This window comes from Edaphobacter sp. (assembly GCF_028283685.1).
Classification (GTDB): Bacteria; Acidobacteriota; Terriglobia; order Terriglobales; family Acidobacteriaceae; genus Edaphobacter.
This window is the reverse complement of record NZ_JAPWKF010000006.1, coordinates 292,427-311,375: the sequence shown is the minus strand read 5'-3', so window position 1 is coordinate 311,375 and position 18,949 is coordinate 292,427. Positions and strand designations below refer to the sequence as shown.

The window sequence follows — 18,949 nt, the reverse complement described above, 5'->3', positions numbered from 1 at the left end:
CGGCCCCTGCCGTACGAGGCGGCCCGTTACTGCTTCGCCGGCTGTGCCGGGATGGCACTCCGCATGGCCCGCGAGGGCGTCGGCATCACCGCCGGGCTGCGATGCCCCGCCGCGTCCACCGACCGCACACCGAAGATAACGTTGTCCTTTGAGATCGGCAGCTTCAGCGACAGCGCCGCCCCCGCACTCTCGACCGTCGTCCACGTCGCATCGTCCGTCGACCGCCACACCACCTCATAGCCGGTCCCGGCAGGCGCACCCTCGGGAGCCATCCAGCTCAGCTCGGTGGAGTTATCCAGCGCCTCCGTCCCGATGCGCACCTCGCGCGGCTCCCCCGGAGCCGAAGCCAGCGTCGCCAGCGCCGCCGCGTTCATCCGCGCCACGTTCGCCACGTAGTCGAAGTCGACATAGGGCAGCAGGTCACCGTACTGCTTGCCGTTCTCCACGCGCAGCGTCTGGTGCTGATGATCGAAGTTCTCGCGCCACTCCGTGATCCGCACCGCGGTAAATCCCTCGGCGTTGAAGCTGGTGTGATCGCCGCCGCGCAGGTAGCGGTCACGCCGGAAGATCAGCACCGGATGAAACGCCGGCACCAGCCGGACCAGGTTGCTGCGCGGACGTCCCGGCGGCGTGTTCTTCCCCGCACGCTCGGTCGAGGACTTGAAGTACGCCGCGCTCACCTCCGCAATCGACCGCGCCAGCTCCCGCGAAGGCGAATCGCTCTCCGCGCCAAGGTTGATCAGCGCCCGCGCCTGCTCAGCCGTCGCCGTCGCCGGGATTCCCTCGGAGAAGACACGCACCACCGCCTTGTTCTGCTCCGTCTCGCCCGGCGTCGTATCGCCGCCGACGATGTCGTTATTCAGCACCGCCTCAAGATGCCAGCCCTCGGCCTTCGCCACCTGCGCCAGATGACGGCTGCCCACCAGCCCCTGCTCTTCCCCCGCGACTGCCACAAACACAATCGTCGCCGGAAACTTCAGCTTCGAGAGCACGCGCGCGCACTCCATCGAAACCGCCGTGCCGCTGGCATCGTCGTTCGCCCCCGGAGCCGGATCGTGCGTATTCATCACATCGGTGTTGCGCGTGTCGTAATGCCCCGTCACCAGCACCCTGCGCTCGGCCTGCGCCGGATCGGTGCCGCGTAACACAGCGTAAACATTCGTCAGCTTCGTCGGCTTCACGATGCGCGCCGTCGGCCCGGACTGCGGCTGCGCCACAAACTCGTCGCGCTTCACCTCAAGACAGCCGCCACACTCCGTCGAGATACGCTGGAACTCCGACTCGATCCAGTCCGCCGCGGCGTTGATTCCTGTTCCCGGCTTCAGGTCCGTCTCCATGCTGGAGAGCGTGTTGCGATTGTTGAAGCTCACCAGCTTCTCGATCGTCGCCTGCACATCCGCCGCCGACACCTGCCGCAGGGCTGCCGCGATCGCAGCATCCGGCGGCGGCGCTGTCACCGGTTGCTGCGCCTGCACAACAATCGATGCATTCAGAAGCACTCCAAACAGTGCCCCGTGAAAAACGCTCACCATGCGCTTGCTCAATCGTCCACTCCATGATTGGGAATGCAGAAGCTGGCTTCATCCTAATCGCCTGAGCCACTCTCTTGACGCGATGGCACAACTGGCCGCTAAATAATTTCAGCACCCTGTGCCATAGCGCCACGCTGCTGCAGAATCTCTGGAGGATGCTTCGATGGCTGTAGTCTGCCCTGAATGCGATAACCCGCTCGACCTCAACGACGATGTCGACACCGGCGAAACGGTGCAGTGCGAGGAGTGCGGCACCGAGCTGGAGGTCGTCGCCGTCGATCCCATCGAGCTCTCCGCCGTCGACGAAGCCGGCTACGACGACGAAGATCTCACGCCCCTCGGAACCGACGAAGAGGACTAGCCCTCACTCTCCCCGCTACGCTCGCGCAGCCCATGTTCGTATACTGGGTTTATGAACAGTCTGCAAAAGTTTCGCTCGCTTGCCGGTCGTGCTGCCCTGGCCTCCACAACGCTGATGGGAGTTGTCGTCCTTCCCGCAGTCGTCACCATACCGGCTGCCGCGCAGCGAGGCCCTGTGCAGCGCGTCGTTCAGGGCAAGGTGACTGACGAATCCGGGTCCGTCAAAGGCGCCGTCATCTACCTCAAGGATGGCCACACGGTGAAGAGCTTCATCGCCGACGACCAGGGTAGCTACCGCTTCGGCCAGCTGGCACAGAACACCGACTACGAGATCTGGGCCGAGCACAACGGCAAAAAAAGCTCCGTCAAAAGCATCAGCTCCTTCGACATGAAGAACCAGTTCTACATCAACCTCAAGATCGAGAAGTAGACTCACGCCTCCAGCAGCAACATGGTTCGCATCGGCGCCGATCGTGTGCCTGCAGCAAGAAAAAAGGGGACTGGATATCCAGTCCCCTTCTCGTTTGGACTTCCGTAAGAGTTAGAAGATAAACCGGATGAGGATCTTCATCTGGCGTCCCGTCTGGAAGATATTCGGCAGAGCATAATTGCTGGCAACCAGATTCTTCTTCGTGTTGCTGACGCCGACGTAGTCCCATCCCGTCATCATTGCGTTGAAGTCGAAGCCGGTGGGATTCGCCGTCGTGTTGGGATAGACCGCTGCCGTTAGCGGAACCTCGGTATACCCCGTTATGGCATGCTGTCCCAGTAGATTGGAAACATTGATCTCCGCGCCAAGCTTCCAGGGCTCATGCTGCTTGCTGACGCTGATGTAGTGCGTCAGATTCGCATCCGTCTGGAAGTAGCCCGGCGTACGACGGTTGTGCTGCACCGCTCCTGCAATGATCGAACCATCGCCGCCACGCGAGATCGGCACCCAGCTGCTCTGATCCTCGACAAACTGCACCGAAGACGTCGAGGTTCCTGTCGGCCATGCCGTCGAAACCGGCGTGCCCTGGTAGATGGCCTGCGAAAGACCCAGCTGCGTCTCCCCCAGGAACCACCTCTGCCGGAACGATCCATAGCCGCCCAGCGTATTCGGACGATCCGTCGGCAGCGGTCCGCCAAACGGCTTCCCGTGCGCCGTGAACTGCATCTGCGGCTGGTCGAACGAGCGGTTGTTGTTCGGGCTGTGACGACCGCCGCCACCATCGGTGTTGAAGGTCGAGGTCAGTCCGGGATAGTTGCCATACAGGCGGCTGTACGCGTAGTAAGCACTGAAGAAGTAGTGCGATCCTGCAGTCTTCATCACGCGTAGTTCAAAGCCGTCGTAGTCGCGCTCCGCCTTGGGCTGCGCCGGGCAGTTCGGGCACAGCGGCGAGGTGAAGTCGTTGGAGTAAAGCGTCCGATGCAGCAGGTCGCCGTATCCCGGTCCGGGATTGCCGATGTAGAAACCGAGGTTATCGGTCACGCCGATATCTTCGATCGTGTTATCCAGACGCTTGCGAGCATAGCGCGCCTTGATGCTCAGCGTCGGCGAGACCGCCCAGTCGCTGCCCAGCACCAACTCGTGCATCGACATCGGCTTGACGTTCGGATCGACACCGGGGTCCTGCGTACTGATCACGTTCTTGCGCAGGTCGAGGTTCTCGATAAAGCGATAGCTGCTTCCCAGGTTGATGGCGCCGCCGCTGGCCGGGCAGGCGTGACCGTCGCTGTTATTGCCCGGCTGCACCGCGGCAAAGTTTGGATCGTCGAGCGCGTATACGCACTCATGCCAATACTCGCCGCCGAACGAGCCGCGCGGAAGCGAGTACTTGATGATGTCGTAGAACTTGCCCCAGCTTCCGTAGGCCTTCAGCTTGCCATTGTGCAACACGTCATACGCCGCTCCGATACGCGGGCCGACTTTATCGGTGAAGCCAAAGCTGATATCCGAAGCGCCCGCGCTGTAAGGCGGCAGGTACTCACGATCGAAGCGAACACCGGCGTTGATCGTGAGTCCGGTGTGCGCCACGCTCCAGCTGTCCTGAACGTAGATGCCCTCGTTGTCGCCCCGCGCAATGCCGCCGGTCGAGTAGTCGTTGACGAAGAAGTAGCCGTACTTGCCGCGGCAATGATCCGCCGCTGAAGCTCCATAGGCAGCCACATTTGCGCTGATCACGCTATCGCAGGCCGTGGCCGAAGTCGCCGGCGTATAGTCCGTGCCGTAGTAGAAGTCGATCAGTGCCGTCTTGTAGCCGCTGTTCAGGTTATTGAAGGTGGTGTTGCGCATGAAGCCCACCTTGAAGTTGTGTGTGCCCGCCCATCCGGTCTTCAGGTAAGAGAGGTCGGCGTTAAGTGTCTTGCGTTGCAGGATGTTGTATTTCTGCTGCGTGTTCGCGCCAAGGTTGGAATATCCCGAGATCTGCTGATAGGCCGCAGGCACCGTCGAGCCGTCCAGGCCAACCGCGCCATTCCCCTTGCCGTCACCCGATCCTCCATCCAGCAACGCGCGAACACCGGACGGTTTTCCGCGATCCTGTGCGTTGCTGTACGTGTAGCCCCAGCGAACTGAGACCAGCAGGTTCGACGTCGGCGTGTAATCGCCGCCGAAGATGTAGATCGACGTCGGGATCACCTGCCCGGCGTCCGTGCGGAACGTCGTCGGGTCCGTCGTCGAGCTCGAGTTCACCTGGCCCGTCTTGCTGTCCGGGTTCGGCAGCGCGTTGCCCGTCAGGCGCGTGTACAGATCGTTCCAGCTCGCAAAGACGCGCAGCTTGCTGATCGGCGCATAGTCGAGGCGCATATAACCGAAGTGCGTATCCTGCGACTGGTAGAAGCTGCGCGGCCCGGGATTCGTTCCCGTGAACGTCACGTCGCGGCGCTGGCGATAAAACTCCGGCATATAGCCGATGTTCATCCACAACTTATCGGTCATCAGCGGCCCGCCGATATCGAAGCCCGGATTGATCACCCTGTAGTGGTCCTGCTTGCCCAGGTAGTACTGCGATGCCTGGTCCGTGCGCGTCGTGGAGTTGGTCGTCGTTCCGGGGTCCTTGCGCAGGCCGCAGGTGCTCGAGAAGATGCACTGGTCATTCGCATTCAGCGCGCTCGAGCGATAGTGCATCATGATCTGGCCATGCCACTGGCTGCCACCCTTCTGCTGCACCACGTTCACCACGCCGCCCATCGCTCCGCCATACTCGGCCTCGAACGAAGAGCTCTTCACCTGCACGTCCTGCACAAACTCCATGGGCACATTGAAGCCCACGCCGCCACCGACGACATCGGTGACGTTGACGCCTTCAGCCAGATAAATGTTCTCCGTATCCGATGCGCCGTCGATCTGGAACCCATTGGTGCGGTTGCCGTTCAGCGCCGCGCTCACCTGAGACGCCGTCTGCGTCGCCGTCTGCAGAGGCTCCTGGCGCGCACCCGGTGCAAACGGAATCACCGACTGGAATGAGCGGCCCTTCGGAATCTCCTGCAACACCTCGTTGGTGACAGTCGTCTCCACCTTGCTCTGCGTCACATCCACCTGCGCCACCGCCGTGCTCACGTCGATGACGGTCTCGGCTCCGACGACAAGTTGAAAATTGATATTGGGCAGGCCGCCGGGAAGCAGATTAATATCAATCGCCTTCGCCGACATACCGCCGCCCAGCACCGTCAGCGAGTATTTGCCCGGTGGCAACGCATTGAGGCGATAAAAGCCGTGGGAGTCTGTCTTCGCTGTTTGAGGACGGATCAGTTTGTCGCCGGTCGCCGTAACGGTGGCATCGGCAATCACAGCACTGGATGGATCGGTAACGGTGCCCTGAATAGCACCGGTTGTCTCCTGTGCGCTGGCAATCACGGTTGCAAACAATGCAACCACCAGCAGGCACACTGCCGCCGCAAGACGGCGCATGAGGAATGCGGTCTTCATCATCTGTATGGCCTCGGAAAAATATCTCTGCATGAAACCATGCAGAGGCTCAGCTGTGCTGCGTGCTCATCATGGGGCCGCAGCTGATCAATCAGACCGCCGCTGGTTGCAGAGCCACCGCGCCTTCATCGGGCAGAGGAGGACATCAACAGCCAGTAGAAAATCCGACATGTGACTGTCGGAGAGGTCTTTGATATGGAGGTCAACCTATAGGCCTCCATATCAAAGGTCAATGAAAAAAATGTGGTGAATTACATTTTTTTGTGACCAATTCCGGTATACGAGGGGTAGACGATCTTGACACATTTCGCGCGAACCTGAAGACAATTCATCGCCAGCTCTCAAGGCCCGTCTAAGGCTTATCGTCGATGCGATCTCCATGGCTCGGCGGCTGGCTCGTCACCATGATGCGCAGCGGCGACGAGCTGCGATTCATCGCCTGGTGCTGCTGCCCGGGATGAATCTCGATGCCCTCGCCCGCCTTCACCGTGAAGTCATGATGCTCGATCTCCATCGTCAGCTCACCCTCCAGCACGAAGAAGAACTGCCGCGCGCGTTCGTGATGATGCCGCGCCTCTTCAGCACCCGGCGGCATCAACTCCTCGATGATGTTTAGCTCCGGCGTACGGACGAGATACCAGCCATCGCTCTCGTTGTTGTTCGGGCCGCCCCACCTGTAGTGCTCCGCTGTCGCCGTTGAGATCACGTTTGCTGGCATTGCACTCAGATGACGCTCCGTTCCACGCGATGCAGAAACTTACAGCGGGATATTCCCATGCTTCTTCGCCGGATTCTTTTCGCGTTTCGTCGCCAGCATATCCAGCGCCGTGTTCAACCTGCGACGCGTCTCGCTCGGCTTGATCACCGCATCTACAAAGCCGCGCTCTGCCGCAACGTAAGGATTCGCAAACCGCTCGCGAAACTCCTCCACCCTCTCCTTGCGCGCCTCGGCCAGCACCTCGAGCTTCTGCTCCTCCGTCAGCGACACGCCCTGCGGCATCACCGCCTCCGCACGCTTCACCACCGCATCCAGCTCGCGCCTGTAGACGATGTTCACCGCGCCCTCCGGCCCCATCACCGCAATCTCCGCCGTCGGCCACGCCAGGTTCACATCCGTGCGCAGATGCTTCGAACTCATCACGCAGTATGCGCCGCCATAGGCCTTGCGCGTAATCACCGTCAGCTTCGGGACAGTCGCCTCGGCAAACGCATACAGCAGCTTCGCTCCATGGCGAATGATGCCGCCATGCTCCTGCCGCGTGCCCGGCATGAACCCCGGCACATCCTCAAACGTGATCAACGGAATGTTGAACGCATCGCAGAACCGCACGAACCGCGCGCCCTTCACACTCGCGTCGATATCCAGCACGCCAGCCAGCACCGCCGGCTGATTCGCCACGATGCCCACGGGACGCCCATTCATTCGCGCAAAGCCCACCACCAGGTTGCGCGCGAAGTGCTCATGCACCTGGAAGAGATATCCCTCATCCACGATCCGCGTAATCACATCGACCATGTCGTACGGCTGATTGCTCTCCTCCGGGATGATCGTCTCAAGCGAAGCGTCAGCTCGGTCCGCAGGATCGCTCGTCGCCCTTCGCGGAGGATCGTCGAGATTGTTCGACGGGATAAACCCCACCAGCTCGCGCACCATCGCCAGGCACTCGCGATCGTCCTGCGCCATGAAGTGCGCCACGCCCGAGATCTCGTTGTGCGTCGCCGCACCGCCCAGCGCATCCTTCGTCACATCCTCATGCAGCACCGTCCTGATCACGTCCGGCCCGGTGACGAACATGTAGCTCGTCTTCTCTGTCATCAATGTGAAGTCCGTAATCGCGGGCGAGTACACCGCGCCGCCAGCACACGGCCCCATAATCGCCGAGATCTGCGGCACCACACCCGACGCCAGCGTATTGCGCAGAAAGATATCCGTATAACCCGCCAGCGAGAGCACGCCCTCCTGGATGCGCGCCCCGCCCGAATCGTTCAGCCCGATCACCGGCGCGCCCACCTTCATCGCCATATCCATCACCTTCACGATCTTCGCCGCGTTCGCCTCCGACAGCGACCCGCCAAACACCGTAAAGTCCTGCGCAAACACAAACACCACGCGCCCATCGATACGCCCATGCCCGGTCACAAATCCATCACCCGGCACCCGCTGCGAGTCCATACCAAACTCACTCGCACGATGCGTCACAAACTTGTCCGTCTCCTCGAACGTGCCCTCATCCAGCAGCAGCTCGACACGCTCCCGCGCCGACAACTTCCCCGCCGTCTCCTCGCGAGCCCGCCGCTCCGCTCCACCACCCTCTTCGGCAATAGCATGCCGCGCAGCCAGTTCCGCAAGACGCCTCTGATGCGGCGTCAGCCCGTCGTGATTCCCCTTGGAAGTCGCAGGTGTTTCCGTAGCAGCCATGGTCAGCGATTTTAGCAGCGCAGCCCGGGCACCTATCTCCATGCGACCTGAGATCGAGGGATTTTCACGAAATCCTGGTCTTCACGATCTAGTGAGAATCGACAAACACTTGACTCCCGGAGGCAAAAACAACGGATGAACCGACCACGGCTCCATTCGTAGATGGCTTTGTTGCCGTCCACACTGGCTGTCCCGTAGCTAACGAAAAGATAGCGTTTTTTTCCGGTGAATAAATCTGATCGGATGTCACAACCTGAATACGGTTCAACAGCGGAATTGCAGATGTCGCCTGCTGTACGCCTGCCGCGTTATAGATCACCGCTCCCTTATAGACAAGGGAGGTCCCAGTGACACTGTCGACATCAAAGATGTTGGTCAAGAGTGTATTGTCATCGAGCCATCCTATAGCTCCGCCGGTAACTCCGCCGACGAGTGCGCCATTTTTATAGATCGGCGACGTGGGAGCTGGTAAACCGACTTGGCCGCTCGATATGGAGACCAAACTACCATCCGGAGAAATTTCAATTGGCTGGTTGGATGTCGCGGGCAGGGCAAATGATGTTGTACCGTCAACTGATCCTGTCATGGCTTGGATTGCGCGGCTATCGGTACGCTGGAATATTTGTCCAAAAAACGTACCTGATCCCGCGAGTGAGAAATCGATGCGTTCCAGGTTAGATCCGTCGCCCAATTGATTAGGAAGACTCTTGACAAGAGTGCCCGACGGCATCGAATAAAAATTTAGAGTCCGATCAGGCGAATAGGCACTATCGTTCAAATTTGCGACTGCTGCCAATACGGTATCGTCCGCAGACAGCGCTACCTTCGAGCTCGAAAAAGCAATGGATACATTCGACGACAGTTGAACAGGATTCAAATAAGTGATCGTTCCGTTCGCAGTTGCAATTGCTGCCCTGGTAGTTCCTCCGGCAATGCTCCACGCCTGGCCGAGATCCAACGCACCAGCGACATTAGGACTTGAGCCATCAGCGATGACACCATGTTCATTTGAGACATACCACTTCGCTGCGCTTGTTGCTGTATACGAACTTAGGAACGCAAAAGGAGTCGTAAAGTCGCTCTTGGATGGAGCCGACGCCGAGAGATCGACAATACTACCGGAACCGTAGTGATCATTCACAAGACCAATGGTCGTGCCTGAAGCGAAAAACTGTGTACCGTTTGCCGTCGCATAGGTTGCGGAGGGCGAATTGGCGCCAACCTCATAGATTGCGATTGAGGAAGGATAAAGCCGGATCGGCAGAGCCACAGAGATCCAATTTCCCTGCCCAGCTATGATTTCACCGCTTTGCAACGCTACGATCCCTTGCTGAACTCCCGCCGCGGAATAGGTCCAGACTGTCGTTCCTGTGCTTGTAAGGAAACGCTGCCCGTCGAGAAACCACGAATTGAAGGTACCGAAAAAAGCTGGACTCGTAGCAGATGCTCCGGTGCTGACGGCAATAGTTTCAATGACACTGCTACCCGCAGCACCAAGCGCAACTTGGATCTGATCTGGCGCGGCAAAGACGTTAGCCTTTGAATAATCTCCTTGTCGCTGAAACATCTGCTGACCAGTGGATGACCACACCGACAAGCCGGCAGAGGACCCGGCGCAGAGGTAACTTCCATCCGAAGCCAGCTTCCACCAGGCATTCCTTCCAAACGAAGTAACCGGGTCAATCATCGTTGGGGACGCGATCAACGAAAGGAGATGACCATCAGAGGAAGAACGGACTTCGACTCCATTTGATTGACCAATGGCTATGGAGCTACCTGCAATGTCGATGGGCCAGTAGACAGACTGTCCCAGAAAGTACTGGTCCCCGCTAGCCACCTTTGCATTGGAACTGCTGTCCCATAGAACCCAGTGACCGCTCTGATCTTGGCTAAGAATTCGATTACTCGCGGACCGCATGGCAGTGATAGCACTGCCATGACCCAGATCCATCAATGACACATAAGCTTTGCCCACAGACAACACAACGGTTGCAGTCGTACTGCCGCCTGCGTTGGAGGCAGTCACCGTATAGGATGTCTGCCCAAGAATGCTGGTTGGAGTGCCGGATATCGTTCCGTTGCCGCTGTCCAGCCCCAATCCTACGGGTAAAGCAGGGGAGACTGTAAACGACGTTACCGTCCCAGTGAAAGAAGGGATATTTGGGATAATCGGCTCGCCGACGGTCGCCGAAACACTTCCCTGGGGATAAGCCAGCGATGAGGGGGCCGCAACCGCTGCAGCCACGACGATCTGCAGGGAAGCACTTGTTGATCCAGAGGCATTCGTTGCAGATACGACATAGGTGGCTTGTGTCACCGCCGTCGTTGGAGTTCCCGTAATCGCTCCGGTCGTTGAATTGAGGTTCAAGCCCGCTGGAAGAGCTGGAGACGCGGTATACGCAACAACAGTACCTGTCACTGTCGGAACATCTGATGCGATGGCAACTCCTACCATCGCCGAAATGATCGTCTGGGGATACGTCAGACCGGTGGGCGCAGGAACGTTCACGGCCAGTTGAATGGTTGTCGTCGTCGAACCGCCGGAGTTCGAGGCAGTAATGGTGAAGGTCGTAGCAGGAATCGCTGCAGTCGGCGTTCCCGAAATAACGCCCGTCGATGGATTCAGAGTAAGACCGGCCGGGAGGGCTGGACTGATCGAATACGAGCTCACCGTACCCGTCACCGAAGGTGTGCTGCCTGTAATCGACTGCCCCACAATGACCGTGATCGCCGTCTGGGGATAAACCAGGCTGGATGGCGCTGCAGGAATGGAAGAGCTGTTTTGCCCCCCCGAACATCCCAAAACGAAGCACAGATACAGCGTTGCGAACAGCGAAAAGATACCTCTCCGAACAGAGACTGAAGGCAGGAAAAAGCTAAGCATAAGAAAGACCCCAATTTACTCCGTGAATAACCTGTACATCATCTTTCTCAATACTGACAATTGAAATAAACGAAATTGACCAGAAACTAAGAGTGCTCTGCACGGCCTTGATGGGGCAAATAAAAAGCGAATAAAATCTTAGCTTAGATAGCCGTCTCCACTTCCGTGTCCTTCGCCCCCCATCCCGACCGCTTCAGCTTCCTGCACATCGACCTCAACTCCTTCTTCGCCTCGGTCGAGCAGCAGCTGCACCCGGAGTACCGCGGCAGGCCCGTCGCCGTCGTGCCCACCATGGCCGACACCACCTGCTGCATCGCCGCCAGCTACGAGGCCAAAGACCTCGGCATCAAGACCGGAACCCAGGTGGGCGAGGCGAAGCGCCTCTGCCCCGGCATCATCCTCATCGAAGGCAGTCACACCGAGTACGCCAAATACTCCGCCGCCATCACCAAGGCCGTCGAGCTCGTCTGCCCCGTCTCGCACAACCCCTCCATCGACGAGATGAGTTGCGAGTTGATGGGCCGCGAGCAGGAGCCTCCACGCGCGCGCAAAATCGCCCTCGACATCAAGCAGTCCATCTACAGGAACGTGGGCGAGGCGCTGCGCTGCTCCATCGGCATGGCGCCCAATCGTTACCTCGCCAAGATCGCCAGCGACATGCAGAAGCCCGACGGCCTCATCGGCCTTCTGCCCTCACAGCTTCCGCGTGCCATCGCTCATCTTGAACTGCGCGACCTGCCCGGCGTCGGCGCAAAGACCGAGGCCCGTCTCAAGGCGAAGGGCATCCACACCATGCCCGACCTTCTCGCGCTCGACCTCAAGGGCATGCACAACCTGTGGAACAGCGTCTGGGGCGATCGCATCTACCACTGGCTGCGCGGCGGCAACACCGGCGACGATGGCGCGCCCGTCTCCAACGACGTCCAGAAGTCGCTCGGCCACTCCCACGTCATGGCGCCCGACTTTCGTAACGAAGAGGGAGCGTGGGCCATCGCCAACAAGCTTCTCCACAAGGCCTCCATGCGCCTGCGGATGGAGAAGTTCTACACCGGCGCGATGTCCGTCACCATCCGCTACCAGCTCACGCGCGAGCAGGCCGAGCGTATGAAATCGAAGCGCCACTTCAGCGGCATCAAACAATCAGGCTGGGGCATGGAGGCGCGCTTCCGCCAGTGCCAGGACACTCTTACGCTGCTCGAAGCCATGCGCGGCATGTGGGCGCGGCGACCTCAGGGCGAGGAGTTCCGCAAACCCTTCTTCGTCGGCATCACGCTGCGAGACCTCGTCCCCGAAGGCGAGCACCAGGAAGAGCTCTTCGGCGATCCCGACAACCGCGGCCAGCTCTCCGCCACCATGGACAGGCTCAACCTCAAGTATGGCCACACCACGCTGCACTTCGGCAGCATGCTTGCCGCACGCGAGGCCGCACCCACCCGCATCGCCTTCACGCAGATCCCCGTAGAGTACGGCGTGGACTATATGTAACCAGTCACCATTCCTCTCCTTTGTTGCCGGAAAGGCAGCGGGGGAATCTGCTTTTGCCTTTCACCAGCAAGTCACCAGCAAGACGATGATCGCTTGCGGTACGCTTCTTCAGTGAGCAGCATGCACTACACAGGCCGATTAGCTCCAAGCCCCACAGGTCTCCTCCATCTCGGCCACGCGGCTACCTTCTGGACCGCTTACCAGCGCTCTCTCCAACACCAGGGCACGCTCCTCCTCCGCAACGAAGACCTCGACCCGCAGCGCTCCAAACCCGAGTACGTCGACGCCATGATCGAAGACCTCGCATGGCTCGGCATCGACTGCGCGCCGCCCATGATCGTGCAGTCGCATCGCATCTCCATCTACCGCGCAGCCTTCGTGCGTCTCCTCTCCCATGGATACGTCTACGCCTGCACCTGCAGCCGCAAAGACCTCACGCAGATGATCGCTGCGCCGCACGAGGACACCGACGACGAACCCGTCTACACCGGCCACTGCCGCCCCGCCCCGAACGCCCTCCCGCAGACGCTGCAGCCCAGCACCAACTACCGCTTCCGCGTTCCCGATGGCGAAACCATTCGCTTCAACGACGCCAACCTCGGCCCGCAGAGCTTCACCGCAGGCAAGGACTTCGGCGACTTCCTCGTCTGGCGCAAGGACGACCTCCCCAGCTACCAGCTCGCCTGCGTCGTCGATGACGCCGACTCGCAGATCACCGAAGTCGTCCGCGGCGCCGACCTGCTCAAGTCCACCGCACGTCAGATCCTGCTGCAGCGCGCCCTGCAACTGCCCGCAGTCGACTACCTCCACACCCATCTCCTGCGCGACGAACAAGGCATACGCCTCGCCAAGCGTCACGACGCCCTGGCCCTTCGCACCCTGCGCCAGCAGGGGCACACCCCCGCCGAAGTCGTCGCCATGTTCTCGCGATGAGTTGCTTCGCAGCGCAAAAATAAATTTACCGCCACGCCTGCTGCGCTTTGCATCCCACCCCCATGAAGGACATGCCCCACTGAGGGATCTGAAGGAGCAGGACGCATGACATATTCCAGGAAGATTTCGCCACGCCTCGCCGCGGCTTGCATCGCAGCAACTGTCTTGTTCGCTGGTTGCAACAAGAAGGCCGACAACACACTCAACTACCTCAATGCCGTCAACACGTACTACAGCGCGCACCCTGCCTGCCTGTGGGCCTCTTCCCAGCAGTTCCCGCAGCAGGCCGGAACCTCGGACCACGAGAAGACGATGCCGCTCGATGCGCTCGTCGACCAGGGCCTGCTCGTACGCTCCACTGCCGATAAGAAGGTGATGATTATCGTCAGCAAGCAGTTCAATAACTATGACCTCTCCGACAAGGGCCGCTCCGCCTGGACCCCCGACAGCACCCAGCCCGGCTTCGGCAACTTCTGCTACGGACATCGCAAGGCCACCGCAATCGACAGCGCCACGCCCACCAGCGATCAGCCCGGAGCCACCACGCAGGTCAGCTATCACTACACCTTCGGCGACGCGCCTGCATGGGCCACCGCAGCGGAGACGCAGAACGCCTACCCCGATCTGCACACCAACCTCAGCGGCCCCCACACCGATACCGCCACGCTCACCAACACCAGCAATGGCTGGACACTCAGCACCCCCTCAACAACGCCATAGCGACAACGCGATAAGTGGTGGACAACGAAGAAGGCCGGCAGGAGATTTCTCTCCGCCGGCCTTTCATCTTTGCTTTTCAGACCTCGCGACTCGTCGCTCCCGGCTACTCCTCCTGCGGTCCGCCACCGCGCAGCGCAGTCTCCGCATCGTGCCACGACTTCATCCTGTACTCCTTCGGCGGCGTCTCCCCCGCAAGGTTCTTCACAAAGTAGTCCCAGCGACGCCGCATCATGTACAGCGACGCCGCCTGGTAGCCATGCGGCACATTCGGAATCATCAACAGGTCGAAGTCCTTGTTCGCCTTGATCAGCGCATCCACCACCAGCAGCGTATTGTTCGGCGGCACATTGTTGTCCATCGTCCCATGCGCCAGCAGCAGCTTGCCCTTCAGGTTCTTCGCGATGTTCTGATTCGCCTGGCTGTCGTAGTTGCTGGTGCCGTCGGCGTTCTTCACCTCAAGCCCCGCCCAGCGCTCCGCCCAGTCATCCTCATAGTCGCGCTGGTCGTGATTGCCGCTCTCCGCGATGCCCACCTTGAAGAAGTCCGGGTAGTTGAACATCGCCGCCGCCGTCGCATTGCCGCCGCCCGAATGCCCATACATCCCCACTTTGTCGATATCGATCCACGGATACTTCTTCGCCAGCTCCTTCATCCCCGCAACCTGATCGGGAATCGTGTTGTCGCCCAGGTTGCCGTAGTAGAACTCGTGAAACGCCTTCGAGCGCCACGGTGTTCCCATCCCGTCGATGCACACAACAACAAAGCCCAGCTCCGCCAGCGACTGCATATCGCGATGCGACGCCGTAAAGCTGCGTCCCCCGCACGAGCCCGTCTGCGGCCCCGGGTAGACGTTGTTCACAATCGGATACTTCTTCGTCGCATCGAAGTCCGTCGGCTTGAACAGAAAGCCATAGAGATCCGTCTTCCCATCGCGCCCCTTCACCGTAATCGGCGTCGGCGGCACCCAGCCCATCGCCTTCAAATCCCTGATGTCCTGCTTCGCCACCTCCATCGTCAGTGCGCCATCGGTCGAGCGCACCACCGTCGTCTGCGGCTCGGTCGTCGTCGACGCCACGTCGACAAAGTATCTGCCATCAGGCGATGCCGCGATCGCGTGATCCGCATTCTCCGGCGTCAGCAGCTTCATCCCCGTCCCATCGAAGTTCACGCTGTAGTAGCTCTGAAAGTAAGGATCGCGCCCCTGCTCCTTCCCCACCGCCCGAAAATAAATCTTCCGCTTCGCCGCATCGACCAGCAGCATCTCCGTCACGTTGCCATCGCCACGCGTCAGCTGACTCTTCTGCTTGCCCGTCGCACCGTCGTACAGATACATCTGTCCCCAGCCGTCGCGCTCGCTGAACCACAGAAACTCATTCGTCTGCCACAGCCACTTCCAGTTCGAGCGGCCATTCCCCGGCTCGAAGAACTTCGGCGCCGTCTCCGTCATCACCTCGCGCACCTCGCCCGTGGCCACATCGGCCATGCGCACCCACTCCTGCTTGTGATCGCGTGAGGTCGATACAAATGCGAGCTGCTTCCCGTCATCGCTCCACTGCACATCCTCCCACGGCCCGCCCGGTTCGCAGCTGATGTCGTCGCACAGCATCGAGCGATGCTGATCCGGCGCCATCTTCAACCGCGTCACCTTCGCTGCATCCACATCGACGATCACGCGCTCGATCATCGTCACATCCTTATCGCCTACCAGCGGATACTTCCACGCCTTCAGCTGCGGATGCGTATTCGTCACCGGCACCAGGTACATCTCGCCCGTCTTGCGCTGGTCCTGCTGAAACGTCGCGATCTTCTTCGAGTCCGGCGACCACACCAGGATCGGACGATCGCTCGACGACCATCCCGCGTTGTCCGTCGCATAGCCGTAGTCCTTCACCCCATCCGTCGTCAGCTGCGTCTCCGCACCCGTCTCCACATCGCGCACCCACAGGTTCCAGTCACGGATAAACGCCGCCTTCTTCCCATCCGGCGAAAGATCATACGGCACCGCCTGCGACGACTTCTTCTCCATCGCAACACATTGTCCTGCGCCGCTCAGATCGCAGCGCCAGTGCCGCGCATGCACCAGCACCGTCACCACCTTGTCGCCATCGCTCAACGCGAACTCCGTAACCGGAAGCTTCTTCACATTGAGTGCCGCCGTGTGACCCGTCGCATCCTCGGCCTGCATCGCCGCCGTCAGCGCGGTCGCCAGCTTCTGCTGATCGAACGCCGGGCCCTTCGTCTTCTTCACCGGATCGACCAGCAGAAACGTCGTTCCGTCACCCGCATAGTCGCGATACCAGAAGCGGCCATCCCCCAGCCACTGCGGCTTCTCCACGCTGTGATACACCAGCGCATTCACGTTGTAGTTCATGAAGCTCTCGGCGCGGGCATAATCCGCATCAGTCAGCTGACGTGGCTGCTGCGCCTCTCCCATCGCCGTAGCGCCCATCAGGCACAGCACCCCTCCAACACCTAGCAGCTTCCCTGAAGCCATTCGTAGAACCTCCCGCAAAACTGTTGATGCCTGTTCTATTCGCACGTTCTCTTGGACGGCAGGAGCCAGTCTAAAGTCCCCCGCGTCAAAGGCAAACCTTTCCCTCGCGGTCATCCTTCGCCGCCGCGCGCCTTCCACAACGCCTGCCGCAGAATCCCCATCCACACCGGCACATCCGCGGCCTTCAGCCCCATGCGCAGCACCAGGCGGCGAACCTCTTCCTCCGTCGCATGCGCATACTTGCGGCGATAGCCCGTCTCGTCCAGCACATCGCTCAGCATCTTCGTCACGCGCTCAATCTCCACCGACTTCGCCGCGTCCCTCACGCCCACCCCGGCATGCACACCCTCGCGCCGCACCAGCTCGTAGAGACACACCGCCGCAGCCTGCCCCAGGTTCATCGAAGGATGCCGCACATCCTCGTGCTCATACATCGGAATCGTCATCAGGAAGTTGCAGTGGCTCAGCTCCTCGTTGCTCAGCCCCGTCTTCTCCGAGCCGAACAGCAGCGCCACGCGGCCCTCCTCGCCGGCGCACGCAGCCTTCACCAGCTCCGCCGCCTCCGCCAGCGCGTGCAGCGGATGCTCCAGAGCACGTTCGCCCACTGCCGTCGTTCCCGCCACCAGCGTGCAGTCGGCCACCGCATCCGCAACACTCGCAAACACTCTTGCATCGGCAATCACCTGCGACGCATCCACCGCAGACTTCGCCGTCTCCAGCGGAACGCCATACTCGTTCACCACGCGCAGGTCGCTGAAGCCGAAGTCGTGCATCGCCCGCGCCACCGCGCCGATGTTATTGGGATTACGCGCGCGCACCAGCACCACCGCAACACGCCCAAGAAGCTGATCAGATATCACACATCCATTCTAAGAGAGCGGAAACTCTATCGAGTGCACAAATGAAAGATGGCCCGGCATCGGCCGGGCCATCTTGATCGTCTCCATCAAAGCAGGTTTTTCCAGTTACCGCGAGGCTTAGTGCCCGTGCTCCCCACCGTGCGACTCGTTATGCGGCGCCGCATGGCTCTGCTCACGAGGCTGCTGCCCCCCATGCTGCTGCGCTTGAGCGTGCTGTTGCTGGTTCACATGCTGTTGCTGCATTTCAGCGTGCTGCTGCTGATTGACATGCTGCTGTTGTGCCTCGGCATGCTGCTGCTGATTCATATTGTGCTGTTGCTGGTTCATGTTGCGCTGCTGCTGATTCATGCTGTGTTGCTGTTCATTCATATTGCGTTGCTGCTGGTTCATATTGTGCTGCTGCTCGTTCACACGCGACATCGCCATCGTATGCGGCTGGCCGTGATTCACCGAGGCCAGCTGGCCATGATCGTTGCGCATCGCCTGCTCATGCGCCATCTGGTTATGCGTCGGCTCCATATGGTGCTCGTTGAACGCAGCCCGCTCCGACTGAGACTCACGCGCGTTGATGCCGCCATGTCCGCCGTTGTAGCTCACGCGATTGACGTTATTCACCACCACCGTACGGTTGTACACATTCGTGATGTGCACATTGCCGAAGTTGTTCACCGAGTGGTTGTACGCGAACACGCCATGATTCCAGTAGCCGCCCTCATAGCCAACACCGCCGTAGCCGTAGCCATAGTTCACGCCGCCGTAGAAGCCGATGTGCGGCCCCCAGTAGCCGGCGTGGTAGACATAAGCGCTGCCGCCCCAGCCCCAGTAGCCCGGCGTCCACAGCACGCCAGCCGACGGAGGCATCACCCACACGCCCGGCACCCAGTAGTAGCCCGCAGGACCCCAAGCCCAGTAGCCCGGCGTCCACATGTAACCCGCCCCAGGAATTGCAGGCTGCGCATACACCGGCAGCGCCGGCGGAGGCGTCCCCACCGAGATACCGATTGCAATATTCACGGCACCAAAAGAGGCCGCTGGAACAAAGGCCGCCGCGCTTGCAGCTGCCGCCAAAACCATCACGCGTATTGTCTTCAGGGAGAACATCGTCTTTTATTAACCTCGCAAAACTTCATCTGCTCCGGGGTCTTCATCTCAACCTCTCCCCGGCCACAGACAAATGAACCCACCTGCCCGAACGAAGTTTCCCGCTTTCGTCAGATTTCCTGTGAACCTCGACAACAATTCTTACGTCTATCTCCTGCAACTATTTGTCACCATGGAGCATCGCCACGACTGCCCAACAGATGTCTTATTGCCGCCGTGCAGGAGCCACGCCCCGGCAAGGGCGGAAATAC

At 60.2% G+C, this 18,949-nt stretch carries 13 protein-coding genes; 5 read left to right on the top strand and 8 right to left on the bottom strand.

The window, feature by feature from the left end; genetic code table 11:
• Positions 1 to 26: 26 nt before the first annotated feature.
• Positions 27 to 1,544: a M28 family metallopeptidase gene (locus PW789_RS09890; protein ID WP_367182528.1), complete on the bottom strand. Its 1,518-nt coding sequence runs from the start codon at positions 1,542 to 1,544 to the stop codon at positions 27 to 29.
• A 151-nt stretch (positions 1,545 to 1,695) separates the two neighbouring features.
• Here PW789_RS09890 and PW789_RS09885 point away from each other — a divergent pair, with 151 nt between their 5' ends.
• Both PW789_RS09885 and PW789_RS09880 read left to right on the top strand, forming a co-directional pair.
• On the top strand, positions 1,696 to 1,893 hold the full coding sequence (locus PW789_RS09885; protein ID WP_299375170.1) for a hypothetical protein: 198 nt from the start codon (positions 1,696 to 1,698) through the stop codon (positions 1,891 to 1,893).
• A 51-nt stretch (positions 1,894 to 1,944) separates the two neighbouring features.
• Positions 1,945 to 2,322 carry a carboxypeptidase-like regulatory domain-containing protein gene (locus tag PW789_RS09880; RefSeq protein ID WP_299375167.1) on the top strand — a complete coding sequence of 126 codons (378 nt, stop codon included), beginning with the start codon at positions 1,945 to 1,947 and terminating at the stop codon, positions 2,320 to 2,322.
• 111 nt (positions 2,323 to 2,433) lie between these two features.
• On the opposite strand, the gene PW789_RS09875 is transcribed toward PW789_RS09880, so the two are convergent.
• The 4 genes from PW789_RS09875 to PW789_RS09860 all read right to left on the bottom strand — a co-directional run bounded on the left by PW789_RS09875 (position 2,434) and on the right by PW789_RS09860 (position 11,105).
• Positions 2,434 to 5,805, bottom strand: coding sequence for a TonB-dependent receptor (locus PW789_RS09875; RefSeq protein WP_299375164.1), 3,372 nt, complete (start codon positions 5,803 to 5,805; stop codon positions 2,434 to 2,436).
• 349 nt (positions 5,806 to 6,154) lie between these two features.
• A complete protein-coding gene (locus tag PW789_RS09870; protein ID WP_299375161.1) occupies positions 6,155 to 6,520 on the bottom strand; it encodes a cupin domain-containing protein in 366 nt (121 codons plus the stop codon).
• 39 nt (positions 6,521 to 6,559) lie between these two features.
• Positions 6,560 to 8,221 (bottom strand): acyl-CoA carboxylase subunit beta, encoded by a 1,662-nt coding sequence (locus PW789_RS09865; RefSeq protein WP_299375159.1) that lies wholly within the window; start codon positions 8,219 to 8,221, stop codon positions 6,560 to 6,562.
• An 88-nt stretch (positions 8,222 to 8,309) separates the two neighbouring features.
• Entirely contained in the window at positions 8,310 to 11,105 is a 2,796-nt protein-coding gene (locus PW789_RS09860) for an Ig domain-containing protein (protein ID WP_299375157.1), read from the bottom strand.
• 165 nt (positions 11,106 to 11,270) lie between these two features.
• Between PW789_RS09860 and PW789_RS09855 the strand changes: the two genes are divergently transcribed.
• From PW789_RS09855 to PW789_RS09845, 3 genes are all read left to right on the top strand, one after another.
• Positions 11,271 to 12,590, top strand: a complete 1,320-nt coding sequence (locus tag PW789_RS09855) for a DNA polymerase (RefSeq protein WP_299375154.1) — start codon at positions 11,271 to 11,273, stop codon at positions 12,588 to 12,590.
• 120 nt (positions 12,591 to 12,710) lie between these two features.
• Positions 12,711 to 13,523: a tRNA glutamyl-Q(34) synthetase GluQRS gene (gluQRS, locus tag PW789_RS09850; protein WP_299375151.1), complete on the top strand. Its 813-nt coding sequence runs from the start codon at positions 12,711 to 12,713 to the stop codon at positions 13,521 to 13,523.
• A gap of 105 nt (positions 13,524 to 13,628) precedes the next feature.
• Complete coding sequence (locus tag PW789_RS09845) at positions 13,629 to 14,243, top strand: hypothetical protein (protein ID WP_299375148.1); 615 nt, start codon at positions 13,629 to 13,631, stop codon at positions 14,241 to 14,243.
• Between the two features lie 103 nt (positions 14,244 to 14,346).
• Here PW789_RS09845 and PW789_RS09840 read toward each other — a convergent pair whose 3' ends face one another.
• From PW789_RS09840 to PW789_RS09830, 3 genes are all read right to left on the bottom strand, one after another.
• Positions 14,347 to 16,737, bottom strand: coding sequence for a DPP IV N-terminal domain-containing protein (locus PW789_RS09840; protein WP_299375145.1), 2,391 nt, complete (start codon positions 16,735 to 16,737; stop codon positions 14,347 to 14,349).
• Between the two features lie 110 nt (positions 16,738 to 16,847).
• On the bottom strand, positions 16,848 to 17,597 hold the full coding sequence (locus PW789_RS09835; RefSeq protein WP_299375142.1) for an RNA methyltransferase: 750 nt from the start codon (positions 17,595 to 17,597) through the stop codon (positions 16,848 to 16,850).
• Positions 17,598 to 17,714: 117 nt separating this feature from the next.
• Positions 17,715 to 18,671, bottom strand: coding sequence for a YXWGXW repeat-containing protein (locus PW789_RS09830; protein ID WP_299375760.1), 957 nt, complete (start codon positions 18,669 to 18,671; stop codon positions 17,715 to 17,717).
• Positions 18,672 to 18,949: the final 278 nt, after the last annotated feature.